The organism is Lawsonibacter asaccharolyticus, assembly GCF_022453915.1.
Taxonomy (GTDB): Bacteria; Bacillota; Clostridia; order Oscillospirales; family Oscillospiraceae; genus Lawsonibacter; species Lawsonibacter asaccharolyticus.
Map to the genome: position 1 here is coordinate 2,628,508 of NZ_CP091870.1, position 23,870 is coordinate 2,652,377.

Here is a 23,870-nt window from a genome sequence, read left to right on the forward strand (position 1 = left end):
TATCCTGTGACTGGGACGCGGAAGGAAAGACCCCTCATCCGTCACGGCATACGCCGTGACACCTTCTCCCCTGAGGGGGGAAGGCTTTTCGGGCGGCTGGAAGCCGCCCCTGCGAGGAGATATCTTCAGCTTTTGCGCGCCCGCTGATTTCGCACCTGCTGCCCCTATTCTGCCAATCCAGGCGCGACACCACCGCGGGGTGTGTATGCCCATTGGACACACCAGCGGCGGCAGCGCAAACGGGGGAACCGTGTGTCGTCCCCCACCCGCGCCGGACGCCGGTGCCATGCCCAAGGCCCGCGTCTCTCGCATCGGGGGGCCGGGGGAAAGCGGACTGCGGGCCCCAGGCGGAACGCACGTGGAGCCGTGGTCCCGCCGGGAGCGTTCCCCGGCGTCTCTTTGGTTCCTTTCTGGACGCTCAGAAAGGAACCAGCCCCGCAGGGCGGAACCTCTCTGGCAGGTCCCATGACTGGAACAGAGACGGGAGTAGGAAGACCCCTCATCCGTCACGGCATCCGCCGTGACACCTTCCCCCCTGAGGGGGGAAGGCTTTAGGGGCGGCACAAAACAATAGGACCGGGCCGTCTGGTGATGCAGACGGCCCGGTCCCAACTTTATTTTCCTTTTCAATCCTTCGGTTTCAGCAGGAGGTACGGTTCTACCACCAGTTCCTTTGCAATATCACACAGCATATCCATGGATATCCCGATGGAAGCCCTCTCGATTTTGCTGACATGGCTCTGGTCGATCTCCAGCCTGTCTCCGAGCTGTTCCTGACTCATATCTTTCATATTTCGATAATAGGCAATATTGATGCCTAATGTTCTGTATAGGCGGTGATATGCAGAGTTCATAAGCTAAACCTCTGCATATCATTATAATAAATTGACTGAGATTTTTTACCAGATATTCAAACTGCATATATATGCATTGTGAATATCTTCCTGGACAGCCCTCCCTCTTATATCATGTATCTTGAGCAAATGTGCAAGATTATCGTTGGGCCGCTCCCATTGAACGCACTCGCGGCAACAACGCGAACAGGGGGCCGCAACCCCTGCCAGGCCGGAAACACTAGGCGCAAAGCTGGCACAGCGCATGGACCCAAATGACGCAGGGCATCAGCGGCAGCGGCGCAAGGCGCTGGTCAGTGCGAAAGCATTGCCGCGCCGGTCAGGTTTCAGACAACTCCGCTCGGTGGCTCACGTGCCTGGGGGGCCGGGGGAAAGCGGACTGTGGGACCCAGGCGGAACGCACGTGGAGCCGTGGTCCCGCCGGGAGTGTCCCCCGGCGATCCTTTGGTTCCTTTCCCATCGCTGGGAAAGGGACCCGCCCCGCAGGGCGGAACCCCTTTCGCCATCCCACGGCTGGGACACGGGAAGGAAGACCCCTCATCCGTCACGGCATGCGCCGTGACACCTTCCCCCCAGAGGGGGAAGGCTTTGGGGAAAACGGCACGCCGCCCGACAGGGGCACCGGGCTCTGCAGGAGGGCGTGCTTTACAGAAAACTGTTGTCTTTGAGGGAGGAATCCGGATGAAAAAATTCAAGCCCACCAAATTCGACGTTATGGTCCTGGGGCTGACTGCGCTTTTCCTTCTGGTCACCGGCCTGTACTTCGTCGTCTGCAACGGTGCCTTCTGCCCCCTGTGCCAGGACTACTTCATCAGCAACGGCGAGACCTACATCTGGGACACCAGGGGCGGCTATCTGGAGCCCCTGTCCGTCTACCGCCACTGTCACTCCGACGGCGTCTCCATGCTGGACATCAGGACCGGCATGCACAGCGAGTGCTCCTCCACCGCCCGGACGGGCATCGTCCGCTTCGCGGATGACCCGGGCCCCCATCCTCTCTACTGCCTCCGCCACAGGCCGGACCAGTCTCTGGGCCGCTTCCAGATGCTGGACCAGAACCAGGACTACACAGTCGTCTGGGGGCTCCGGGAAGGGGAGGCCGTTCAGGCGGAGGACTGTTTTCTCACTCTCACCTGGGACGGGGAGTGGGACCAGTGGGAGATCCATATCACCTGGTGACCCTTTCCCCCTGGACTTTTTCTTCCAATTCGGTTACACTGGGAGGGATTTCTGAACCAAGGAGACTTTTGCATGGACGCCATCCTTCAAACGCTCGCCCGGGAGCTGGAACGCTCTCCGGAGCATGTACAAAATGTGGTGACCCTCATCGACGAGGGTGCCACCATCCCTTTTATCGCCCGCTACCGCAAGGAGCTCCACGGCTCCATGGACGACCAGCTGCTGCGCCGGCTGGCGGACCGCCTTCAGTACCTGCGGAACCTGGAGGCCCGGAAGGGGGAGGTCGCCGCCGCTATCGAGAACCAGGGCAAGCTCACCCAGGAGCTCTCCGACGCCATCGCTGCGGCCGCCACTCTGGCGGAGGTGGAGGACCTGTACCGCCCCTATAAGCAGAAGCGGCGCACCCGGGCCACCATCGCCCGGGAGAAGGGGCTGGAACCCCTGGTCCGGCTGCTCTCCGCTCAGGGCCCGGCGGTGGACCCCCGTCAGGCGGCCCTGGACTTTCTGGACCCGGACAAGGGGGTGGAGACGGCGGAGGACGCCCTCCAGGGGGCCAGTGACATCCTGGCCGAGGAGATCTCCGACGACGCCGACATCCGCAGGGAGCTGCGGCAGCTGTATCTGCGCCGGGGCATGCTGGCCTCCCGGGCTGCGGCCAAGGAGCCGGAGGACACGGTCTACCGCCTGTACTATGACTTCAAGGTCCCGGTGGGACGGGCCCAGGGCCACCAGGTGCTGGCCGTCAACCGGGGTGAGCGGGAGGGGGTGCTCAAGGTCACGGTGGAGCTGGACCCGGAGACCGCCCACGTGGCGGTGCGCCGGGCCGTGGTGCCCGGCGCGGCCTGCATGGACTTTGTCCGGGCGGCGGCGGACGACGCCTATGACCGCCTGATCCAGCCCTCCATGGAGCGGGAGATCCGCGCCCACCTCACTGAGCAGGCGGACGAGGGTGCCATCCACAACTTCGCCCTGAACCTGAAGCCCCTGCTGATGCAGCCCCCGGTGAAGGGGCGGGTCACCATGGGGCTGGACCCGGGCTACCGCATGGGCTGCAAGGTGGCGGTGGTGGACGGCACCGGCAAGGTGCTGGACACGGCGGTAGTCTACCCCACCTATGGGGAGCGGCAGAAACAGGAGGCCATCGCCAAGCTGTCCCATCTGGTGAGAAAGCACGGCGTGGAGCACATCGCCATCGGCAACGGCACCGCCAGCCGGGAGACCGAGCAGATGGCGGTGGAGCTGATCCACAGACTGGGGGGCGGCCTGAGCTATATGATCGTCAGCGAGGCCGGGGCCTCGGTCTACTCCGCCTCCAAGCTGGCCGCCGAGGAGTTCCCCGAGTACGATGTGAACCTGCGCTCCGCCGTGTCCATCGCCCGGCGGCTCCAGGACCCTCTGGCTGAGCTGGTGAAGATCGACCCTAAGGCCATCGGCGTGGGCCAGTACCAGCACGACATGCCCCAGGCCCGGCTGGGCGAGGCCCTGGACGGGGTGGTGGAGGACTGCGTCAACGCGGTGGGCGTGGATGTGAACACCGCCTCCCCCTCCCTGCTCCAGCGGGTGTCCGGCCTCACCGCCGCCACTGCCAAGAACCTGGTGAAATACCGGGAGGAGAACGGGGCCTTCACCACCCGCAGGCAGGTCCTGAAGGTGCCCAAGCTGGGCCCCAAGGCCTTTGAGCAGTGCGCCGGCTTCCTGCGGGTGCCGGAGAGCGCCTCCGTTCTGGACAACACCGGTGTCCATCCGGAGAGCTACGCCGCCGCGGAGGCGCTGCTGGCCCAGTGCGGCTACACCCTGTCCGACGTCAGGGCGGGGGCCATGGGGGCCCTGAAGGAGAAGGCGGAGGCCATGGGCCTGGAGGCGCTGGCCCGGGTGTGCGGCGTGGGCGTCCCCACCCTGGCGGACATCATCAAGGAGCTGATGAAGCCCGGCCGGGACCCCCGGGACGAGCTGCCCGCCCCCATCCTGCGCACCGATGTGATGGAGGCCCGGGACCTGAAGCCCGGGATGGAGCTCCAGGGGACGGTGCGCAACGTCATCGACTTCGGGGCATTTGTGGACATCGGGGTCCATCAGGATGGGCTGGTCCACATCAGCAAGCTGCCCCAGCGGGTGAAGCACCCCTCCCAGCTGCTTTCCGTGGGAGATGTGGTCACGGTGTGGGTTCTGGAGGTGGACGAGAAGAAAAAGCGCATCAGCCTGACCATGAAAAAACCGTAACACGGGTGCGGCGGCCGGAGGGGACACCTCCGGCCGCCGGTCTTTCATCCCTGGCCGCCCCTGACCGCCCCGCGGTCCCGGCCCAGCTCCTCCGGGGGCACCCCCAGCAGCAGCAGGGCCCCCGCCGCCGCCAGCACAGACAGGGGAGACATGTGATCCGGCAGGCGGAGGGGCAGCTCCTGCCGCTCCACCACCCGTCCCTCCACCGTCACCAGCTCCCGCTGGATGGCGCACCACAGCTGCCGCCCCTCCCGGCTGGACAGGGTCAGGGTGTCCCTGGGCCCGGTGCCGTAGCTTACCGCCGCCGCGGGGTCCAGCCCGGAGAGCAGCCCCCCCGCTCCGCCGGGCAGAAGCACCGTCCGGCACCCAGTGGGCAGCTGCCTCCTCCGCTCCGCTGCCCGGGGGGAGACCACCAGCAGCCAGGGTGATCCTCCCGCTGCCGTGCGCCGGTCCCGCTCCCCCAGCTGCCGGCGCACCGCCTCCCCGATGCCCTCGCTCTCCTCGGCTACCCAGAAATTCTCCACAGATCCCGCCCCTTTCCTCCTCAGTCTGGGGCATTTCTCCTCTTTTTATTCCCACCCCACCCATTCTTTCCCTTTTTGTCTGTCTCCCAGCCTCTTTTTTCTGTCCCAGGCCGCTCCGCCCTTTTCTTGACTTTCTCCGTCCAAATGGGGTATTATTATAATTGTTATTTTGCGCGGTCCCGCGCCGCATTGTACTGTGAGGGATCTTTATTACTATGGCTCAGAAGAAACCCAGCTACGGCAACGAATCCATCTCCGCCCTAAAAGGGGCCGACCGGGTCCGCAAGCGCCCCGGCGTCATCTTCGGCTCCGACGGGCTGGAGGGCTGCGAGCATGCCGTGTTTGAGATCATGTCCAACGCCATCGACGAGGCCCGGGAGGGCCACGGCGATCTCATCATCGTCACCCGGTTCGAGGACAAGTCCATCCAGGTGGAGGACTTCGGCCGGGGCTGTCCGGTGGACTGGAACGAAAAGGAGCAGCGCTACAACTGGGAGCTGGTGTTCTGTGAGCTGTACGCCGGCGGCAAGTACGGCGGGGACGGCGACAACTATGAGTATTCCCTGGGCCTCAACGGCCTGGGCTCCTGCGCCACCCAGTACGCCAGCGAGTATTTCGACGCAACCATCTACCGGGACGGCTCCAAATACACCCTCCACTTTGAGAAGGGGGAGAATATCGGCGGGCTCCACAAAGAGCCCACTGACCGGGGCAGAAAGACGGGCTCCACCTTCCGCTGGAAGCCCGACCTGGAGGTCTTTACCGACATCGACATCCCCGTGGAGTACTACCTGGACGTGATGAAGCGCCAGGCTGTGGTTAACTCCGGCGTCACCTTCCGCTTCCGCAACCAGACCGGTGGGAAGTTCGAGACCACTGACTTCCGCTATGACAACGGCATCCTGGACTATGTCACTGAACTGGCCGGGGAAAATCCCTTGACCCAGCCTGTGTTTTGGCAGACCGAGCGGAAGGGCCGGGACCGGGAGGACAAGCCGGAGTACAAGGTGAAGCTGTCGGTCTCCTTCTGCTTCTCCAACCGGGTGTCCATCGTGGAGCACTACCACAACTCCTCCTGGCTGGAGCACGGGGGCAGCCCGGAGAAGGCCATGAAATCCGCCTTCGTCTCCGCCATCGACGCCCGGCTCAAGCAGCTGGGCAAGTACCAGAAGTCGGAGGGCAAGATCAGCTTCAACGACATCCAGGACTGCCTGGTGCTGGTCTCCAACAACTTCTCCACCCAGACCAGCTACGAGAACCAGACTAAAAAGGCCATCAACAACAAATTCGTCCAGGAGGCTATGACCGATTTCCTCCGCGCCCAGCTGGAGGTCTATTTCATCGAGAACCCCTTCGACGCAGACAAGATCTGCGAGCAGGTGCTCATCAACAAGCGCAGCCGGGAGACCGCGGAAAAGACCCGCCTGAACATCAAAAAGAAGCTGTCCGGCTCCATGGACATCTCCAACCGGGTGCAGAAGTTCGTGGACTGCCGCACCAAGGACGTGTCCCGCCGGGAGCTCTACATCGTGGAGGGAGACTCCGCCATGGGGGCGGTGAAGCTCAGCCGGGACGCGGAGTACCAGGGCATCATGCCCGTCCGGGGCAAGATCCTCAACTGCCTCAAGGCGGATTACGCCAAGATCTTCAAAAACGAGATCATCACCGACCTGCTCAAGGTCATGGGCTGCGGAGTGGAGGTCCAGGACAAGCACGTGAAGGACCTGGCCTCCTTTGACCTGGACAGCCTGCGCTGGAACAAGGTGGTCATCTGCACCGATGCCGACGTGGACGGCTTCCAGATCCGCACCCTGATCCTCACCATGCTCTACCGCCTAACCCCCACCCTGATCCAGCAGGGCTATGTCTACATCGCGGAGTCCCCCCTGTACGAGATCACCTGTAAGGAAAAGACCTGGTTTGCCTACTCAGACAAGGAAAAAAACGACATCGTCGCCTCTCTGGAGGGAAAAAAGTGCGATGTGCAGCGCTCCAAGGGCCTGGGCGAGAACGAGCCCGATATGATGTGGCTGACCACCATGAACCCTGAGACCCGCCGGCTCATCAAGGTGATGCCGGAGGACGTGGAGCGCACCGCCCAGGTCTTTGACCTGCTGCTGGGGGATGACCTCCAGGGGCGCAAGAGCCACATCGCAGACAACGGCTACAAATATCTGGAGCTGGCGGACATCTCGTAATCATCTCATCACGAGTGGCAGGGAGAAGCCCAATGTCAGACGATTCCATTGTGATGTTTGGATTTTCCATCCTGTGTATCTTCTTTCTCCTGCTGGGCATCATCCTGTACAGGACTGACGCTGCAATTCAGGCCCTCTGCTATTTTAAGGACGGAGGCATCTATCTGGTCAAAAACGGCAGGCGACTTGCCGACGACACGCCGGAGGACCGCCGTCGGCTGGCCAGATGGCTGGGGCGCTTTGTGATCGGCCTTTCCTGCCTGATGTTTCTCTTTCTTTTATTGCTTTACTTCACATGAGATCGCAGCGGAGGAACACACCTATGAACCTGTTCGACATCCTGGGTCCCGTCATGGTGGGGCCCTCCAGCTCCCACACGGCGGGGGCGGTGCGCATCGGCCGCATGGCCCGGGCTCTGCTGGGGCAGGAGCCCGTCCGGGCCCAGCTGCTGCTCCACGGCTCCTTTGCCTCCACCGGAGAGGGCCACGGCACCCACCAGGCCCTGGTGGCCGGGCTGCTGGGCCTCTCCCCGGCCGACGGCCGGGTCCCAGACAGCTTCCGTCTGGCCCGGGAGCGGGGGCTGTCCTTCTCCTTCGGCACCTGCGTCCTGCGGGACGTCCACCCCAACAGCGCCCTCATCCGTCTTGAGGATGCCGGGGGCGGACAGCTGGAGGTGGGGGCCTCCTCCCCTGGGGGCGGGCGCATCCGGGTCTTTCAGGTGGATGGACTGCACACCTCCTTCAGCGGGGAGCTGCCCACCCTGGTGGTCCACAACACCGACCAGCCCGGCTGCGTCAGTCAGGTCACCGGCGTGCTGGCCGGGCGGGGCCTCAACGTGGCCACCCTCCAGCTCAATCGGGGCGGCCGGGGCGGCAGCGCCGTCATGGTCATCGAGTGCGACCAGCCCATCCCCGAGGACGCCGCCCGGGACGTGCGGGCCCTGCCCGGCATCCTGCGGGTCACCCGCTACACCCCGGAAGAACAGGAGGTGCCCCTTTGATCGCCTTTGACTCCATCGCCCAGATGCTCCAGGATACGGAACAGTCCGGCCTGCCCCTCTGGGAAAACATTCTGGAATCCGACTGCCGGCGGCAGGACCTGCCCCGCGCCCGCTCTCTGGAGCGGATGGGGGCCATGCTGGACGCCATGGTGCAGGCGGACGAGAGCTATCAGGCCCAGGACCGCTCCCACAGCGGCCTGTCTGGGGGTGACGGGGCCAAAATGACCCTGTACGCCGCCGGGGACCCCCTGTGCGGCCCCCTTCTCTCCCAGGTGATGGCCGGGGCTCTGCGGATGGGGGAGTGCAACGCCTGCATGAAGCGCATCGTGGCCGCCCCCACGGCGGGGGCCTGCGGCGTGCTGCCCGCGGTGCTCCTCCCCTGCGCCCGGCACTTCTCTCTCTCCAGGGAGCAGCTGGTTCAGGCCCTGTATGTGGCCTCCGGCTTCGGAATGGTCATCGCCGCCCGGGCCTCCATCTCCGGGGCCGAGGGCGGCTGTCAGGCGGAGATCGGCTCTGCCGCCGCCATGGCCGCCCCCGCCCTGGTCCACCTCCGGGGCGGCACTCCCTCCATGATGGCTCACGCCTGCGCCATGGCTGTGAAGAATCTGCTGGGGCTGGTGTGCGATCCTGTGGGCGGGCTGGTGGAGGTCCCCTGCGTCAAGCGCAACGTCATCGGGGCCATGGACGCCCTTTCGGCGGCCCAGATGGCTCTGGCCGGCATCGAGAGCCGGGTCCCCCCAGACCAGGTTCTGGACGCCATGGCAGAGGTGGGCCGTTCCCTGCCCCCCTCCCTCCGGGAGACGGGAAAGGGCGGCCTGGCCGCAACGCCCTTTGGGATGGCGTACGCACCCAAGGAGGGGTGATATGAAACGGCTCACACATCTCTTTTTCTATACACTGGCATCCATCGCTTTTCTGAATGTCTTCTCACACAGTTTTCCCTCTCTCCCCGCTCTGTACGCCTGCATGACCATTTTCTCTCTGTTATTCGGTGTATCCTTTCTGACGGCCAGCGGAATGCCTTCCGCCTGGACAAGTCGGAAAGTTTCCTCCGCCGTATGGGATTACTGGAAAAAGATCCTCGGAGCTCTGTTTTTGCTCAATGGAGCGCTCTGCCCCACAGGTTTTCTTCTGTGGTTTTTTCTGCGGTTCGACCAGGATCTTATTTTATGTACTCAAATCTTTGGATCTTTGAGCATTTGTTTTGCCAGCCTGATCCCTCTATATCGGGCAGATGCGTGATCTCTTTCAGTGTTTGATTGAAAATGTCCCCCTAAGCTGGGGCAGAAGATAGGACGGATATCCCTATGCCAAAGAAGAAAAACCCCGACGAGACCAAACCCAAGGTAACCAACCCCAACGTCATGGGCCTGCGGGCCGAGGTGCTGGAGCAGCCCATCACCGAGACGCTGGAGATCAACTATATGCCCTATGCCATGTCGGTCATCGTCTCCCGGGCCATCCCGGAGATCGACGGCTTCAAGCCCTCCCACCGGAAGCTGCTCTACACCATGTATCAGATGAAACTGCTGGGCGGGGCCCGTACCAAGAGCGCTAACGTAGTAGGCCAGACCATGAAGCTCAACCCTCACGGGGACGCCGCCATCTACGACACCTTGGTCCGCCTCTCCCGGGGCTACGGGGCCCTGCTCCACCCCCTTGTGGACTCCAAGGGCAACTTTGGAAAGGTGTACTCCCGAGACATGGCCTGGGCCGCCAGCCGATACACCGAGGTGCGGCTGGACCCCATCTGCGCCGAGCTGTTTCGGGACATCGACCAGGACACCGTGGACTTTGTGGACAACTACGACGGCAAGCTGAAGGAGCCCACCCTCCTGCCCACCACCTTTCCCAACGTGCTGGTCTCCGCCAACCAGGGCATCGCCGTTGGCATGGCCAGCAACCTGTGCGGCTTCAACCTGGGGGAGGTGTGCGACACCACCATCGCCTATCTGAAGGACCCGGACCACGATCTCATGTCCACCCTGAAGGCCCCCGACCTGCCCACCGGCGGTGAACTGCTCTACGACGCCTCGGAGCTGGCCTCCATCTACCGCACCGGACGGGGCTCCTTCAAGGTGCGCGCCAAGTGGCGCTACCTCAAGGCGGACAACATCATCGAGGTCTACGAAATCCCCTACTCCACCACCGTGGAGGCCATCATGGACAAGGTGGCTGAGCTCATCAAGTCGGGCAAGATCCGTGAGATCGCCGACATGCGGGACGAGACCGACCTGTCCGGCCTGAAGCTGACTATCGACCTGAAGCGGGGCACTGACCCGGACAAGCTGATGGCCAAGCTGTTCAAGTCCACCCCCCTGATGGACAGCCAGTCCTGCAACTTCAACATCCTCATCGCCGGGATGCCCCGGGTGATGGGGGTGCGGGAGATCCTGGAGGAGTGGACCGCCTGGCGCAGCGACTGCGTGCGCCGCCGCACATACTTCTCCCTGAAGAAGAAGCAGGAGAAGCTGCACCTGCTCAAGGGCCTCAAGCGCATCCTGCTGGACATCGACCGGGCCATCCGCATCATCCGGGAGACCGAGGAGGACGCGGAGGTAGTGCCCAACCTGATGATCGGCTTTGGCATTGACCAGATCCAGGCCGAGTTCGTAGCCGACATCCGCCTGCGGAACATCAACAAGGAGTACATCCTCAAGCGCACCCAGGAGGTGGACTCCCTGGAGGAGGAGATCGCTGACCTCCAGGACCTGGTGAACAGCCCCCGCCGCATCCGTCAGGTCATCATCGGTGAGCTGGAGCAAGTCAAGAAAAAGTACGCCCTCCCCCGCCGCACCGATATCGTCTATGACCACCAGACCGAGGAGCTGCTCACCGCTGAGGAGGAGGTCCCCGACTACCCGGTGAATCTCTTCCTGTCCCGGGAGGGATATCTGAAGAAAATCACCCCCCAGTCCCTGCGGATGTCCGGCGAGCAGAAGTATAAGGACGGCGACGGCCCCTTCCTTACCTGGGAGGCCTCCAACCGGGACGAGCTGCTGGTCTTTACCGACAGGCAGCAGTGCTATAAGACCCGGCTCAGCGAATTTGAGGACACCAAGGCCAGCGTGCTGGGGGACTACCTGCCCACCAAGCTTGCCATGGACCAGGAGGAGCGGGTGGTCTGGGCCTGCATCCCCGGGGACTACCGCCGCCAGCTGCTCTTCTTCTTTGACAACGGCAAGGCGGCCCGGGTGGAACTGTCCGCCTACCAGACCCAGACCCGCCGGAAAAAGCTCACCGGGGCCTATTCCGACAAGGCCCCCCTGGTCTCCGCCTTCCTGCTGGAGGAGGACCAGGAGATGGCGGTCTACTCCACCGAGGGGCGCTGCATGATCTTCCACACCTCCGCCCTCTCCCCCAAGACTACCCGCACCACCCAGGGGGTCAACGTCATGTCCCTCAAGCCTAAATACCGGGTGGAGAAGGCCCTGCCCCTGGCTCAGACCCCCATCCGCAACGCCGCCCGCTACCGGGCCCGCTCCCTGCCCATTGCGGGAGCCCTCCTTCGGGAGCCCGACCGGGGAGAGGAGCAGATGACCCTGCTGTAACACCACCGTCCCGGGCAGCCGCCGCGCCGCCCAACCAGAAAAGGAAAGGAAGTTTTTTTGTGCGCACCGGCAAGCTCTGGGCCGCCTTCCGGCCCTATCTGTGGATCACACTGGCCTCCGCTGTCTTTGCCCTGGGCTTTGACTGGTGCTATGTTCCCAACCAGATCACCTTGGGCGGGATGACCGGTCTGGGGCAGATCATCCATGCCATCGTCCCCGCCATCCCGGTGGGCAGTGCGGTCATCGCCCTCAACCTGCCCCTGTTCCTGCTGGGCTGGCGGCTGCTGGGGTGGAAGCTGCTGGCCTCCTCCCTCTTCGCCACCGCCGCTACCTCCCTGGGGGTGGACCTGCTGGCCGCCTGTTACTCCTTCCCGCCCATGGACCCCATGCTGGCCTCCGTCTTCGGCGGCGCGCTGATCGGGCTGTCCCTTGGGATGGTGTTCCTCCAGGGAGCCACCACCGGCGGCACCGATCTCATCGCCCGGCTGCTGAAGCTCCGCTTCGGCCATCTGCCCATGGGCACCCTGGTCATGGCGGTGGACCTGGTGGTCATCGCCCTGGCCGCTCTGGCCTTCCACAGCCTGAGCAGCGCCCTGTACGGGCTGGTCTCCCTGTATATCTCCTCCCTGGTCATCGACCGGGTGCTCTACGGCCTGGACAACGCCAAGGTGGCCTATATCATCAGCGACCGCCCCCAGGAGATCATCCGCTCCATCAGTACGGAGCTGGACCGGGGCGTCACCATCCTCCGGGGGGCCGGGGCCTGGTCCGGGGAGGCAAAAGACGTGCTCATGTGCGCCTTCAAGCAGAAGCAGATCGTGGCCCTGAAGCGGGCGGTAAAGGAGACCGACCCCTCCGCCTTTCTCATCGTCTGCGATGCCCACGAGGTGCTGGGCCAGGGCTTCCACAGCTATCACCAGCATGACCTGTGATCCATTCATTTTTTCAGGGAGGTATCACCATGGCAGATCTGGAAAAACTCCGCGCCAACCTGGAGGCCCGCGGCTTCCGCACCGCCTACTTCCCCACCGCAGATGAGGCGGCCGCCTATCTGGACGGCCAGATCGATGGGAAAACGGTGGGCATCGGCGGGTCCATGACGGTGAAGGAGATGGGGCTCTACCCCAGGCTGGCTGCCCACAACCAGGTGGTCTGGCACTGGGAGGGGGGCGCCCTGAGGGACGCCGTCCTCACCGATGTGTACATCACCTCCGCCAACGCGCTGGCGGAGACCGGGGAGATCGTCAACATCGATGGCAACGGCAACCGGGTCTCCTCCACCCTGTACGGCCACCAGAAGGTCTACTTCCTGGTGGGTGTCAACAAGGTCGCCCCCGATTTTGAGGCGGCACTGTGGCGGGCCCGGAACGTGGCCGCCCCCAAGCGGGCACAGTCCATGGGGTGCAGGACCCCCTGCGCCGCCAAGGCAGACCGGTGCTATGACTGCAAGAGCCCGGAGCGCATCTGCCGAGGACTTGCGGTTCTTTGGGCTCGTCCCAATGCCACAGAGGAGATGGAAGTCGTACTGATCGGAGAGGCGCTGGGGATGTGAGCCCCGGCGGGAACATGGGAGGAGGGATCTGATGAAATGGAGGCTCTGCGCGGCCGTGGCCGCGCTGTCCCTGCTGCTGTCCGGGTGCTCCTCACTGCTCGCCCGCAGCTACACCAGCGTGACTCCCCACAGCGCCACGCCCCCTGCCGAGGGGGACTCCTCCATCCTTCGGGTGGAGAACTACCAGGAGCTGGTCAATGCCCTGATCTACCTCATCTCCCTGGGTGAGGAGGAGGGCACTGTCCGGATGTACAACTACGACCAGGATGTGGAGCAGTCCCTGTCCAACGCCTGTCTGGAGGTGGTCCAGGAGGACCCTCTGGGAGCCTATTCAGTGGACTTCATCCGCTATGATGTGACCCCTATTGTCTCCTACTATGAGGCCGCTGTGGAGATCACCTACCGCCGCACCCGGGAGCAGGTCTCCGCCATCGTGGCCGCCACCGGTGCCACCGCCATCCGCTCCCAACTCAAGGACCTGCTCTCCTCCTTCGGCACCGAGGCCGCCCTGCGCATCAGCTACTTCGAGGGGGACGAGACCTACATCCAAACCCTCTTCCGGGAGGCCTACTATGCCAGTCCAGACACCGCCCTGGATCTGCCCGAGGCCCAGGTCTATATCTATCCCCAAGGGGAGGAGAGCGGCCGCCAGCGCATCGTGGAGGTCCTGCTTACCTACCACCTGGAGCAGAAAGAGCTCCAGCGCCGCCGGACCGCCCTGGCCCGGCGCGCCAATGAGATCGTGGTCTCCATCTGGGGGACCGAGGGGGACGAGGCCATCCAGACCGTATCTGCCGCCGTGCTGGACGCCGGACACTACGATCCGGAGGGGGGGGGCAGCGCTTATGACGCCCTGGTGGCGGGGGCAGCAGACAGCGAGGGACTTGCCCTGGCCGCCCTGCTGTTGGCCCAACGGCTGGAGCTGACCGGCATGGTGGTACCGGGCACCCTGGACGGGTCACCCCACTTCTGGAACGTCGTCCGCACCGAGAGCGGCTATCGCCATCTGGACCTCACCCGGGGGGCGGACAGCCGCGGGCAGTACCCCCTCCTCTCTGACCGGGAGATGGCCGCCCTGGGCTACCAGTGGGATACCCAGGCGGTCCCCCCCTGCGGGGAGCCGTCGGACAGCCAGGAGGGGACGGAGGAGGTTCCCGGCACCTCCTCCGCCTCCTCCGACGGGGCGGAATGAGATCATTCTCAATTTTTTCATTTTATGCTTGACAGCGACAAATTTTCTGCTATAATATGCTTTGTCGTTGCGAGTGTAGCTCATCTGGTAGAGCGCCACCTTGCCAAGGTGGAGGTAGCGGGTTCGAGCCCCGTCACTCGCTCCAAAAAGAAAGACACGCTTCTAAGCGTGTCTTTTTTTGACCTCTTTGTCCGGACGGACAGATGTCCTCTTCCGGCGGAACACCCTCCATTCCCCGGCCTTTGGCCAGAAAGGAACCTCTTCATGGAACTGCTTTGCAAATGGAACCAGCTCAGCCTGGTCAAACGTATTCTGATCGGCCTGATCCTGGGCGCTGTCCTGGGCTTCCTCCTGCCCGGCGCCTCCTTCCTCAGCCTCCTGGGCACCCTGTTCGTAGGCGCGCTGAAGGCCCTGGCCCCCCTGCTTGTCTTTTTCCTGGTCTTGCACTCCCTGGCACAGCACAAGAAAGGGGCCAAGAGCAATATGAGCACCGTCATCGCGCTCTACCTCATCGGCACCCTTCTGGCTGCGCTGTGTGCGGTGGTTGCCAGCTTTCTGTTTCCCTCCACCCTGGCGCTGGCCCAGGAGGCGGCCTCCAGCGCCCCCGGCGGCATCGGCGAGATCCTCCATACCCTGCTCAACAACGCGGTGAGCAACCCCATCTCCGCTATGGCGGAGGCCAGCTATATCGGGGTGCTGCTGTGGGCTGTGGTCTTCGGCATCGCCCTGCGGGACGCCTCCGACCGCACCAAGCAGGTGCTGGGCGACCTGTCTGACACCCTCTCCACCGCCATCCGCTGGGTCATCAGCTGCGCCCCCTTCGGCATCCTGGGTCTGGTGTTCACCACGGTATCGGAGACCGGCTTCTCCTCCTTCATGGACTACGGCCGCCTGCTCTGCGTCCTGGCGGGCTGTATGTTTTTCGTGGCCTTGATCGTCAACCCCATTCTGGTCTTCCTGTGCATCCGGCGCAACCCCTATCCTCTGGTGTTCCGCTGCCTGAAGGAGAGCGGCATCATGGCCTTCTTCACCCGCAGCTCCGCCGCCAATATCCCGGTCAACCTGCGGCTGTGCAAGGAGCTGGGCCTGGACGAGGAGAAGTACTCCGTCTCCATCCCCTTGGGAGCCACCATCAACATGGCTGGGGCCGCCATCACCATCTCGGTCCTCACCCTGGCCGCTGCCAACACCCTGGGCATCTCGGTGGACTTTCCTACCGCCTTCCTGCTCAGCGTGGTAGCCTCCATCGCCGCCTGCGGCTCCTCCGGTGTGGCGGGGGGCTCCCTGCTGCTGATTCCCATGGCGTGCAGCCTGTTCGGCATTCCCAACGACATCGCCATGCAGGTGGTGGGCATCGGCTTCATCATCGGCGTCGTCCAGGACTCCTGCGAGACGGCACTGAACTCCTCCTCCGACGTGCTGTTCACCGCGGCCGCCGAGTTCCGCAGCCGCCGCCTGGCCGCTCGTCAGGACTGACCAAACGCCAAAAAGAGGCCCGGGATCAGAAGATCCCGGGCCTCTTTTCTCTTCAGATCTGGTGCGCCGCGAAGAAGGTTTTGGCGGTCTCCAGGCAGCGTCTGGCGTGCTCCAGCTTGCCCCGGATCGCCACCTCCGCCGCGTTGGGCAGCTCGATGGAATAGTAGGGGGGATCAGGGATGTTCTTCAGCATCCCCGCCAGGTCGATGCCGCCCTCTCCCACGTACAGCCGTCCGCCCCGGGCCACGCCCACCATGTCCGGGTGGTCCACCGGCGGGATGAAGGCCGGACCGTCGCACAGGTGGACGAAGCCGAATCGCTCTGCCGCTACCTCCCGCAGCTGTTCTGGGGTGACCTTCACCCGGTGGGCGTGCAGAGTGTCCACCAGCACCTGCACATTGGGCCGGTCCATCAGGTCCATCCAGGCCAGGGCTTCGGTCAGGCCGGGGATGTTTGAGAAGGGGACGAACTCCAGATTGAGCTTCATGCCGTATTTGTCCGCCAGATCGCACATCTTCTCGAACTGCACCCGGGAGAAGTCCCGGTCCGCACTCCACACGCTGGCGATAGCGTATTTCGCCCCCAGCTCGGCCCCCAGGGCGAACTCCTTCTCGTAGCTCATTACGTCCACCCCGTCCGCCACCCGGGCCAGTTCGATGTCCATCAGCCTCACGCCGGTGCGCTCCAGGGCAGCGCGGACCATCTGGAACATTCGGCCGTTGGCCAGGGCGTAGTCCGGTTCTCCGGGCAGGTGCTGGGAGATGGTCCGCAGGCCCACCCCCTCATAGCCGCACTGGGCGGCGATCTCGATCTGATCCACCGGGTGGGTGTTGGGCAGAGTCAGATAGGCCAGGGAAAAAAACTTGCTCATAAGAGAGACCTCCTTATTCTGTGGGGCGTTCGCCCGTCTGTTTGATTGCTGGAAGGGGAATGCCCCCTTACGGCCCGCTCTGACCAGCGGACCGCAAAGAGGCATTCGGTTTAAGAGGAGCAACAGGAAGAAACTGCTGCTAAGCGGAATATCGCGGGATAGATCAGCCCTGAGCGGCGGCAAGCTCCTCCTGAAGGGTGGTGCCCAAACCATTTACATCCGCATCGATCTTATCGTAGAGGGCCTGGACAGTATCCAGCGCCAGGATCTCCTGATAGAAAGAATCATCATATTCGATGAGAGTCATACCCCCGTCCACCAAAGCCTGCTTGCTGGTTTCATCAATATTCTTCATTTCAGGTTTCATTTCCTCAATGGCTTCCTCCACCGCCTGCACGATAGCCGCCTGATAGGCGGGGTCCAGAGAGTCATACTTCTCCTTGTTCATGGACAGCTGGTTGGCGTACAGGATGTGGTTGGTGCAGGCCAGGTACTTCTGCACCTCCTGAATATTGGCCCCGAGAACAGTATCCGCCGCATTTTCGTGGGCATCGATGGTCCCGTTCTGCAGGGCAATAAACACCTCAGCCCAGGCCAGAGGGGTGGGGGCGGCGCCGATGGCAGTCCAGAAGGCCATGTGGTTGCCGTTCTCCATGGTGCGGATCTGAAGCCCCTTAAAGTCTGCCAAGGTCTTCAAGTCCCGGTTGGCGGTGGTGAGGCGGTAGGTGGCGTACTGCTGGATGCCCAGCAGTTCCAGACCGGCGGTCTCATAGGCGGCGGACATGGCGGCATGGGTCTGGCTGTCGCCGTTGAGCACCTGGTCGATGGTCTCGCCGTCATACTGGGCAAACACCATGGGCAGGTCGAAGATAGCCATCTCAGGGACAAAGTTTACGACCGCTGCGATCTGGGAGCCCACTAAATCAAGGTGTCCATCCTGCATCTGGGAAAGTATGTCCATGTCACTGCCCAGTTCTCCATTCTGATAGAGATAGACTGTCAGTTTTCCGCCAGTGATCTCCTCCACTTTCTCCGCAAACAGGCGGTCGAAAGTCTCTCCAGCCGCCCCCACCGCGGCAGCATCTGCCAGAGACAGCTCCACAGGCTCCAGATCCGCATAGGCCCCGGAAGCAGAACCGGAAGAGACCGTACCAGATGTGCTGCTACCGCCGGAAGCAGCCGGGGGATTGGAAGCGGCTCCGGAGCCGCTTCCACCGCCTGAGCAGGCGGCCAGGCTCAGGGACATGGCCAGGGTCAGAATCAGGGCAATCGCTTTTTTCATTGTCTTTCCTCCTCGTTTTATGTATCAGCTATGGATCAGCGCCGTTTTCACGGCTTTTGCACAAAGGATCTGCCGGCCTCAATACTGGAGGCCGCCGTTCACATCCAGCACCTCGCCGGTGGTCCAGGCGGCGTCGTCGCTGCCCAGATAGGCGATGGCGGCGGCCACGTCGCTCAGTTCGCCCATCCTCTGGAGGCGGATACCGGCGGACAGGGATTCGATACGGTCCTGGGTCATGCCGGCGAACATCTTTCCCTTCAGGGGGCCGGGGGCCACGCTGTTCACCGTGATCTGCCAGGGCCCCAGCTCATAGCCCAGGCACATCACCAACCCGTTCACACCGGCCTTGGTGGCAGCGTAGTTGACACCCACGCCGGGACGGCCCGTCCGACCTCCAATGGAGGAGATGACCACGATATGTCCGTATTTCCGCTCCTTCATGGAGGGGACCACCGACTTCACCGCGTGGAACACGCCGGTGAGGTTGATGTCCACAACATCCTGCCACTGGGCTTCAGTCATCTCGTCGATAGGACAGTGGCGGATGATGCCGGCGGTGGCTACCAGGGTGTCGATCTGCCCCCACCTGGCCAGGACGGCATTGGCCGCCGCCTCGCACTCCTCATACTTCCGCACGTCGCACTTTATGCCCATAAGGCGCTCCCCGTCCCACCCCTCGGCCTTCAGCCCGGAGATGGCTGCGTCCAGCGCCTCCTGGGAGAAGTCAGAGAAAGCCACCTTTGCTCCCTCACACAGCAGCCGCTTAGCAGCCGCCTCGGCCACGTCACCCGCACCGGTGATCAGCACCACTTTATCCTGATAACGCTCCATATCGATCCCTCATTTCTAAAGCTCTTTGTTTGGATATTATCACAAATCTAATTGGGTTTTCTTTTCCTTTTCCTGTCTCTATTATCCAGCCAAGTCGTCAAAAAGTAAAATACCAATTCATTGCCTTTTTGATAGATTTAATTTTATCAATATTTGTTTATTTCTTGACAAACTTCTCAATTTTTAATAAAATATAGGGAAATATATAGGATATTTTTCCGCATTTTTGGGGAGGTGCAGCAATTTGACATTGAATCAGCTCTATTATTTTAGGACAGCAGCCGGACAGCTGAACTTCCACCGGACCGCGGAACAGCTGATGATCTCCCAGCCCTCCCTCAGCGCCGCCATCGCCAGCCTGGAACGGGAGCTGGGAGTCCCCCTCTTTCTCCGAAAGGGACGCCACCTGGAACTGAGCAAATACGGCCTGCTCTATTTTAAGGAGGTGGACGCCCTCCTGGGCCGCCTGGACTCTGTGAACGCCACCCTGAAGCGGGCCGCCCGCCCGGGGCAGGGCCACATCGACGTGGGCTACATCGCCCCCCTCTCCCCCAAATTCATGCCCGAGACGGTGCGGGCCTTTCTCCAGCAGCCAGGCTATGAGCAGGTCACCTTCGGCTTTCGGGAGCTGCCCACCCGGGAGCTGCTGGACGGGCTGAAGACCTTCCTCTATGACGTGGTCTTCTGTATCTACGAGGAGGGCGAGCCGGAGGTGGAGTTCGTCCCCCTGCTGGACCAGGAGCTGGTGGCCATCGTGCCGCCGGACCATCCGCTGGCTGCGGAGGACCAGATCCTGCTCAGTCAGCTCGCCCCCTACCCCTTTATCACCTATATGCCCCATGTCCAGATCTACCGGGATATCATGGCGTACATCTCCCAGAGCGGCTGGACGCCTCAGGTATTCTGCAATGCCACCGGAGAGGCCAGCATCTCCTCTCTGGTGGCCAGCGGCTTCGGAGTCTCCATCGTGGCCAAAACGGATGTGCTGGACAACAGCCAAGTGAAGCTCCTTCACCTGAAGGACCGCCTCTACAAGCGCACCATCTATATGGCCTATCGCCGGGATGAGGAGCAGCCCCCCTCTATGCAGGCCTTCCTGCGTTTCGTCCTCCAGCGGGCCCGGGCGCAGTCCGACTCTCAGCGGCACAGCTGAACGGGCTGCGAAAAGCCCGGATGGGACCCTATGGTCCCATCCGGGCTCTTTCATGCAGATCCTGCTGGGCGTCAAACGCCTGCCGGTCCCTCCGGGTATCCGGCGAAGGCCTCCACCGCCTTGGCGTCGGCCTCTCTCCGCTCCTCAATGGCGTCTCTGAGCAGGAGCTCCTTCACCTTCATCAGGCGTATGGTGTTGGCCCGCTCGTTTTCGTCCAGCTTCATGGTGATATATTTGATATTTTCCTGCATCTCCGGGATCTTTACATACTCCAGGGCATTGACTCGGCGGCGGGTCTTTTCGATCTCCTCCGCCAGCAGCTGGGAGGTCTTTTCGATCTCGGCCAGCTTCAGCATATCCTGGAACACCTGGGACATGGCAGAGACCGCGTCATCCAGCTCTCCTGAGGTGTTGGCGAAGCCGTAGGGGTAGATCTCCCCCGGGTCCTGGCTGTGGGTCCTGAAGTGGTACTGAGGCACATCCACCGACATGATATTCTGAAAAGTCATGTCCAGTTCTACGCTCTGCTTGGGATAGAGCAGGGACTGCTCCAGCATCTCCGGGGACATGACAGCGGCAGCCACCGTGAAGGAGCTCTGGGCGCGCATCAGCTGCTCCTCCACCCGGCGGCGGAGGGCCCGGTTCTCCCGCACCACCTCCATGAACTGCTTCATCAGCTCATCCCGCTTGTCCTTGAGCAGCTTGTGGCCCCGCTGGGCGGTGCGCAGGCGGCCCTTCAGGCGGGTCAGCTCCATACGGGTGGGATTTATGGTCGTGGAAGGCATTCTGGTCCCCCCTTAGCCCTTTTGGGGCAGATACTTCTCGATCAGCTCCGGCTTGATGCGCTTGAGCTCCGCGGTGGGCAGGATAGACAGCAGCTCCCAGCCCAGGTCCAGTGTCTCCTGGATGGAGCGGTTCTCCTCTGTTCCCTGGGAAACATAGCGCTTTTCAAACTCGTCCGCGAACTTGGCATACAGCAGGTCGGTGGGGCTGAGGGCGGCCTCGCCCAGGATGGACATCAGCTCCTTGTTCTCCTTACCGGTGGCATAGGCGGCGAAGAGCTGGTTCATGGTGCCCGAGTGGTCCTCCCGGGTCCTGCCCACGCCGATGCCCTTGTCCTTCAGGCGGGACAGGGAGGGCAGCACGTCCACCGGCGGATTGATGCCCCGGCGGAACAGCTCCCGGGAGAGGATGATCTGTCCCTCGGTGATATACCCCGTCAGATCAGGGATGGGGTGGGTCTTGTCATCCTCCGGCATGGTCAGGATGGGGATGAGGGTGATAGAGCCCTCCTTGCCCAGCTGGCGGCCCGCCCGCTCGTAGATGGTGGCCAGGTTGGTGTACAGATAGCCGGGGTAGCCCCGGCGGCCCGGGACCTCCTTCTTGGCGGCGGAGATCTCCCGCAGGGCCTCGGCGTAGTTGGTGATGTCGGTCATGATGACCAGTACGTGCATCCCCTTTTCAAAGGCCAGGTACTCCGCAGCGGTCAGGGCCATACGGGGGGTGGCAATGCGCTCCACCGCCGGGTCGTTGGCCAGGTTGGTGAAGAGCACCGTGCGGTCGATGGCACCGGTGCGCTTAAACTCGCTGACAAAGAACTCCGACTCCTCAAAGGTGATGCCGATGGCGGCAAAGACCACCGCGAAGTTGGATTCCCCATCCAGCACTTTGGCCTGGCGGGCGATCTGAGCGGCCAGCGCGGCGTGGGGCAGGCCGGACCCGCTGAAAATTGGCAGCTTCTGGCCCCGGACCAGGGTGTTCAGTCCGTCGATGGTGGAGATGCCCGTCTGGATGAACTCGTTGGGGTAGTCCCGGCCGGCAGGGTTCATGGGCAGGCCGTTGATATCCCGGTACTCGTCAGCCAGGATGGCAGGTCCGCCGTCGATGGGCCGGCCCATGCCGTTAAAGACCCGGCCCAGCATGTCCTCCGACACCCCCAGCTGGAGGGGGTGCCCCAAAAAGCGGATCTTGGACTCCGCCAGATTGATGCCCGCAGAGCTCTCAAACAGCTGCACCACGGCGGAATCACCGTTGACCTCCAGCACCTGGCAGCGGCGGATGGTACCGTCAGACAGCTCGATCTCCCCCAGCTCGTCATAGGTGACGCCCTGCACATGGTCCACCACCATCAGGGGGCCGGAGATCTCCTGGATCGTCTTATATTCCCGAATCACAGCGCTTCCTCTCCCTTCTCTGCCACGGCGGAGATCTGCTCCTCCATCTGGCGGACCAGCTGGGCATAGGCCTCCACATACCGGTCGGCGGGGACAGACTTGGCCCGGCCGATGCCCTCCCGGGCGGGGATGGTGAACAGCTCGGCCAGCGCCCCGCCCTTCTCAGCGGCGGCCCGGCACTGCCGGTCATAGCTTCGGATCATGGCCAGCATCTTCTCCTGCCGGTCATACTCGGAGAAGGAATCGATGTCCACAAAGGAGTTCTGCTGGAGGAAATCCTCCCGGATCATCTTGGCCGTCTCCAGGGTGATCTGGTCCTTGGCGGACAGGGAATCCTTGCCCACCAGCTGGACGATCTCGTTCAGGCTGGCCTCCTCCTGGAGGACCGCCATAGCCCACTCCCGGTTCTGGAGGAACTCAGGGCCCAGGTGCTCGTCGTACCAGGGCTTCAGGGAGTCCAGATAGAGGGAGTAGGAGTTGAGCCAGTTGATGGCGGGGAAGTGGCGGCGGTAGGCCAGGGAGGAGTCCAGGGCCCAGAACACCTTGACGATGCGCATGGTGGCCTGGGACACGGGCTCGGACAAGTCGCCGCCAGGGGGCGAGACCGCGCCCACAGCGGTGAGGGAGCCTCTGCGGTCCTCCTCAGAGCCCAGACAGGACACCGAGCCCGCCCGCTCATAGAACTGGGCCAGGCGGGAGGACAGGTAGGCGGGGTAGCCCTCCTCGCCGGGCATCTCCTCCAGGCGGCCGGACATCTCCCGCAGCGCCTCCGCCCAGCGGGAGGTGGAGTCGGCGATGACGGCCACGGCGTAGCCCATGTCCCGGAAATACTCGGCGATGGTGATGCCAGTGTAGATGGACGCCTCCCGGGCGGCCACCGGCATGTCGGAGGTGTTGGCGATCAGCACAGTGCGCTTCATCAGGGTCTCGCCGGTGCGGGGGTCCACCAGCTCGGGGAATTCCCGCAGCACGTCGGTCATCTCGTTGCCCCGCTCGCCGCAGCCGATATACACCACCATGTCCACATCAGACCACTTGGCCAGGGCGTGCTGCATCACCGTCTTGCCCGAGCCAAAGGGACCGGGGATGGCGGCTGTGCCGCCCTTGGCCACCGGGAAGAAGGTGTCCACGATGCGCTGGCCGGAGGACAGTGGGACCACAGGGGGATATTTGTGCTTATAGGGCCGTCCCACGCGGACGGGCCACTTCTGCATCATGGGCAGCTCCACCCGGGAGCCGTCCTCCCGTTCCAGCACGGCCACTGTTTCGGTGACGGTGTAGGAGCCGGACTGGATGGAGACGATCTTCCCTTGCATCCTGGGCGGGATCATGATCTTGTGGAGGATAGAGGGGGTCTCCTGCACCGTGCCGATGATGTCGCCCCCCACTACCTGGGTGCCCGGCTCCACCACGGCCTGGAAATCCCACTTCTTCTCCCGGTCCAGGGCGGGCACCTCCACGCCTCTGGGGAGGTTATTTCCCTTCACCGTCTCCATGATGACCTCCAGCGGGCGCTGGATGCCGTCGTAGATGTTCTCGATCAGGCCGGGGCCCAGTTCCACGGACAGGGGGGCGCCGGTGGTGACCACCTCCGCCCCGGGACCCAGGCCGGAAGTCTCCTCATAGACCTGGATGGAGGCGGTGTCCCCATTCATGGTCAGCACTTCTCCGATCAGGCCCTGCTCGCCCACCCGGACCACGTCGGCCATGTTGGCCTCCTGGAGCCCGGTGGCCACCACCAGCGGGCCGGAGACCTTGACGATTTTTCCCATTGGCTCAAACCTTCTTTCTGATCCTTCCTGTGCCGCCGTCC

The 23,870-nt window shown here is 63.0% G+C and carries 21 protein-coding genes and 1 tRNA gene; 14 read left to right on the forward strand and 8 right to left on the reverse strand.

All coding sequences use genetic code 11. From position 1 onward, the window contains the following. Positions 1–626: 626 nt before the first annotated feature. Positions 627–854 carry a helix-turn-helix domain-containing protein gene (locus L9O85_RS12630; protein ID WP_301578810.1) on the reverse strand — a complete coding sequence of 76 codons (228 nt, stop codon included), beginning with the start codon at positions 852–854 and terminating at the stop codon, positions 627–629. 681 nt (positions 855–1,535) lie between these two features. On the opposite strand from L9O85_RS12630, the gene L9O85_RS12635 reads away from it, so the two are divergent. Both L9O85_RS12635 and L9O85_RS12640 read left to right on the forward strand, forming a co-directional pair. Continuing rightward, complete coding sequence (locus tag L9O85_RS12635) at positions 1,536–2,033, forward strand: hypothetical protein (protein ID WP_276756519.1); 498 nt, start codon at positions 1,536–1,538, stop codon at positions 2,031–2,033. Between the two features lie 72 nt (positions 2,034–2,105). Continuing rightward, positions 2,106–4,253, forward strand: a complete 2,148-nt coding sequence (locus L9O85_RS12640; RefSeq protein WP_276756517.1) for a Tex family protein — start codon at positions 2,106–2,108, stop codon at positions 4,251–4,253. Between the two features lie 44 nt (positions 4,254–4,297). On the opposite strand, the gene L9O85_RS12645 is transcribed toward L9O85_RS12640, so the two are convergent. Next, the gene (locus tag L9O85_RS12645; RefSeq protein ID WP_276756515.1) at positions 4,298–4,777 is read right to left on the reverse strand and encodes a hypothetical protein; all 480 of its coding nucleotides are present in this window, start codon (positions 4,775–4,777) and stop codon (positions 4,298–4,300) included. Between the two features lie 215 nt (positions 4,778–4,992). On the opposite strand from L9O85_RS12645, the gene L9O85_RS12650 reads away from it, so the two are divergent. The 11 genes from L9O85_RS12650 (at position 4,993) to sstT (ending at position 15,746) form a co-directional block, all read left to right on the forward strand. Further along, positions 4,993–6,975, forward strand: a complete 1,983-nt coding sequence (locus tag L9O85_RS12650; RefSeq protein ID WP_108980547.1) for a DNA gyrase/topoisomerase IV subunit B — start codon at positions 4,993–4,995, stop codon at positions 6,973–6,975. 32 nt (positions 6,976–7,007) lie between these two features. Further along, the gene (locus L9O85_RS12655; protein WP_108980546.1) at positions 7,008–7,274 is read left to right on the forward strand and encodes a hypothetical protein; all 267 of its coding nucleotides are present in this window, start codon (positions 7,008–7,010) and stop codon (positions 7,272–7,274) included. A 23-nt stretch (positions 7,275–7,297) separates the two neighbouring features. Next, on the forward strand, positions 7,298–7,975 hold the full coding sequence (gene sdaAB, locus L9O85_RS12660) for an L-serine ammonia-lyase, iron-sulfur-dependent subunit beta (protein ID WP_050623442.1): 678 nt from the start codon (positions 7,298–7,300) through the stop codon (positions 7,973–7,975). Next, positions 7,975–8,838: an L-serine ammonia-lyase, iron-sulfur-dependent, subunit alpha gene (sdaAA, locus tag L9O85_RS12665; protein ID WP_276756732.1), complete on the forward strand. Its 864-nt coding sequence runs from the start codon at positions 7,975–7,977 to the stop codon at positions 8,836–8,838. The genes sdaAB and sdaAA overlap by 1 nt, the downstream gene beginning before the upstream one ends. Position 8,839: 1 nt before the next feature. Next, a complete protein-coding gene (locus L9O85_RS12670; RefSeq protein ID WP_301578816.1) occupies positions 8,840–9,217 on the forward strand; it encodes a hypothetical protein in 378 nt (125 codons plus the stop codon). Positions 9,218–9,282: 65 nt separating this feature from the next. After that, positions 9,283–11,526 carry a DNA gyrase/topoisomerase IV subunit A gene (locus tag L9O85_RS12675; RefSeq protein ID WP_050623440.1) on the forward strand — a complete coding sequence of 748 codons (2,244 nt, stop codon included), beginning with the start codon at positions 9,283–9,285 and terminating at the stop codon, positions 11,524–11,526. Between the two features lie 59 nt (positions 11,527–11,585). After that, positions 11,586–12,458 (forward strand): YitT family protein, encoded by an 873-nt coding sequence (locus L9O85_RS12680; protein WP_276756512.1) that lies wholly within the window; start codon positions 11,586–11,588, stop codon positions 12,456–12,458. 29 nt (positions 12,459–12,487) lie between these two features. Beyond that, complete coding sequence (locus L9O85_RS12685) at positions 12,488–13,078, forward strand: lactate utilization protein (RefSeq protein WP_276756510.1); 591 nt, start codon at positions 12,488–12,490, stop codon at positions 13,076–13,078. 31 nt (positions 13,079–13,109) lie between these two features. Next, positions 13,110–14,270 carry a hypothetical protein gene (locus L9O85_RS12690; RefSeq protein ID WP_276756509.1) on the forward strand — a complete coding sequence of 387 codons (1,161 nt, stop codon included), beginning with the start codon at positions 13,110–13,112 and terminating at the stop codon, positions 14,268–14,270. Between the two features lie 69 nt (positions 14,271–14,339). Beyond that, a tRNA-Gly gene (locus tag L9O85_RS12695) sits at positions 14,340–14,415 on the forward strand. A 119-nt stretch (positions 14,416–14,534) separates the two neighbouring features. Next, complete coding sequence (sstT, locus tag L9O85_RS12700; protein ID WP_301578819.1) at positions 14,535–15,746, forward strand: serine/threonine transporter SstT; 1,212 nt, start codon at positions 14,535–14,537, stop codon at positions 15,744–15,746. A gap of 52 nt (positions 15,747–15,798) precedes the next feature. On the opposite strand, the gene L9O85_RS12705 is transcribed toward sstT, so the two are convergent. The 3 genes from L9O85_RS12705 to L9O85_RS12715 form a co-directional block, all read right to left on the reverse strand. Further along, positions 15,799–16,617, reverse strand: a complete 819-nt coding sequence (locus L9O85_RS12705; protein WP_050623435.1) for a sugar phosphate isomerase/epimerase family protein — start codon at positions 16,615–16,617, stop codon at positions 15,799–15,801. 163 nt (positions 16,618–16,780) lie between these two features. After that, positions 16,781–17,899 (reverse strand): TRAP transporter substrate-binding protein, encoded by a 1,119-nt coding sequence (locus tag L9O85_RS12710; protein WP_050623434.1) that lies wholly within the window; start codon positions 17,897–17,899, stop codon positions 16,781–16,783. A gap of 78 nt (positions 17,900–17,977) precedes the next feature. Continuing rightward, on the reverse strand, positions 17,978–18,730 hold the full coding sequence (locus tag L9O85_RS12715; RefSeq protein ID WP_108980538.1) for an SDR family NAD(P)-dependent oxidoreductase: 753 nt from the start codon (positions 18,728–18,730) through the stop codon (positions 17,978–17,980). A 244-nt stretch (positions 18,731–18,974) separates the two neighbouring features. On the opposite strand from L9O85_RS12715, the gene L9O85_RS12720 reads away from it, so the two are divergent. Then, on the forward strand, positions 18,975–19,883 hold the full coding sequence (locus tag L9O85_RS12720; RefSeq protein WP_133248298.1) for a LysR family transcriptional regulator: 909 nt from the start codon (positions 18,975–18,977) through the stop codon (positions 19,881–19,883). Between the two features lie 71 nt (positions 19,884–19,954). Here L9O85_RS12720 and L9O85_RS12725 read toward each other — a convergent pair whose 3' ends face one another. Genes L9O85_RS12725 through L9O85_RS12735 form a run of 3 tightly spaced genes read right to left on the reverse strand, consistent with a single transcriptional unit; the run spans position 19,955 to position 23,829 of the window. After that, positions 19,955–20,668 (reverse strand): V-type ATP synthase subunit D, encoded by a 714-nt coding sequence (locus tag L9O85_RS12725; protein WP_276756502.1) that lies wholly within the window; start codon positions 20,666–20,668, stop codon positions 19,955–19,957. Positions 20,669–20,680: 12 nt separating this feature from the next. Next, positions 20,681–22,057, reverse strand: coding sequence for a V-type ATP synthase subunit B (locus L9O85_RS12730; RefSeq protein ID WP_050623430.1), 1,377 nt, complete (start codon positions 22,055–22,057; stop codon positions 20,681–20,683). Further along, positions 22,054–23,829 (reverse strand): V-type ATP synthase subunit A, encoded by a 1,776-nt coding sequence (locus tag L9O85_RS12735; protein ID WP_276756501.1) that lies wholly within the window; start codon positions 23,827–23,829, stop codon positions 22,054–22,056. The genes L9O85_RS12730 and L9O85_RS12735 overlap by 4 nt, the downstream gene beginning before the upstream one ends. Between the last annotated feature and the right edge of the window lie 41 nt (positions 23,830–23,870).

What these genes read in the sequence shown, in the direction of transcription:
- L9O85_RS12685 (WP_276756510.1), top strand. Translation starts at nt 12,488, where the DNA reads ATGGCAGATCTGGAAAAACTCCGCGCCAACCTGGAGGCCCGCGGCTTC.
- L9O85_RS12630 (WP_301578810.1), bottom strand. Translation starts at nt 854, where the DNA reads ATGAACTCTGCATATCACCGCCTATACAGAACATTAGGCATCAATATT.
- L9O85_RS12650 (WP_108980547.1), top strand. Translation starts at nt 4,993, where the DNA reads ATGGCTCAGAAGAAACCCAGCTACGGCAACGAATCCATCTCCGCCCTA.
- sdaAB (WP_050623442.1), top strand. Translation starts at nt 7,298, where the DNA reads ATGAACCTGTTCGACATCCTGGGTCCCGTCATGGTGGGGCCCTCCAGC.
- sstT (WP_301578819.1), top strand. Translation starts at nt 14,535, where the DNA reads ATGGAACTGCTTTGCAAATGGAACCAGCTCAGCCTGGTCAAACGTATT.
- L9O85_RS12655 (WP_108980546.1), top strand. Translation starts at nt 7,008, where the DNA reads ATGTCAGACGATTCCATTGTGATGTTTGGATTTTCCATCCTGTGTATC.
- L9O85_RS12735 (WP_276756501.1), bottom strand. Translation starts at nt 23,829, where the DNA reads ATGGGAAAAATCGTCAAGGTCTCCGGCCCGCTGGTGGTGGCCACCGGG.
- L9O85_RS12705 (WP_050623435.1), bottom strand. Translation starts at nt 16,617, where the DNA reads ATGAGCAAGTTTTTTTCCCTGGCCTATCTGACTCTGCCCAACACCCAC.
- L9O85_RS12670 (WP_301578816.1), top strand. Translation starts at nt 8,840, where the DNA reads ATGAAACGGCTCACACATCTCTTTTTCTATACACTGGCATCCATCGCT.
- L9O85_RS12715 (WP_108980538.1), bottom strand. Translation starts at nt 18,730, where the DNA reads ATGGAGCGTTATCAGGATAAAGTGGTGCTGATCACCGGTGCGGGTGAC.
- L9O85_RS12635 (WP_276756519.1), top strand. Translation starts at nt 1,536, where the DNA reads ATGAAAAAATTCAAGCCCACCAAATTCGACGTTATGGTCCTGGGGCTG.
- L9O85_RS12675 (WP_050623440.1), top strand. Translation starts at nt 9,283, where the DNA reads ATGCCAAAGAAGAAAAACCCCGACGAGACCAAACCCAAGGTAACCAAC.
- L9O85_RS12640 (WP_276756517.1), top strand. Translation starts at nt 2,106, where the DNA reads ATGGACGCCATCCTTCAAACGCTCGCCCGGGAGCTGGAACGCTCTCCG.
- L9O85_RS12725 (WP_276756502.1), bottom strand. Translation starts at nt 20,668, where the DNA reads ATGCCTTCCACGACCATAAATCCCACCCGTATGGAGCTGACCCGCCTG.
- L9O85_RS12710 (WP_050623434.1), bottom strand. Translation starts at nt 17,899, where the DNA reads ATGAAAAAAGCGATTGCCCTGATTCTGACCCTGGCCATGTCCCTGAGC.
- L9O85_RS12690 (WP_276756509.1), top strand. Translation starts at nt 13,110, where the DNA reads ATGAAATGGAGGCTCTGCGCGGCCGTGGCCGCGCTGTCCCTGCTGCTG.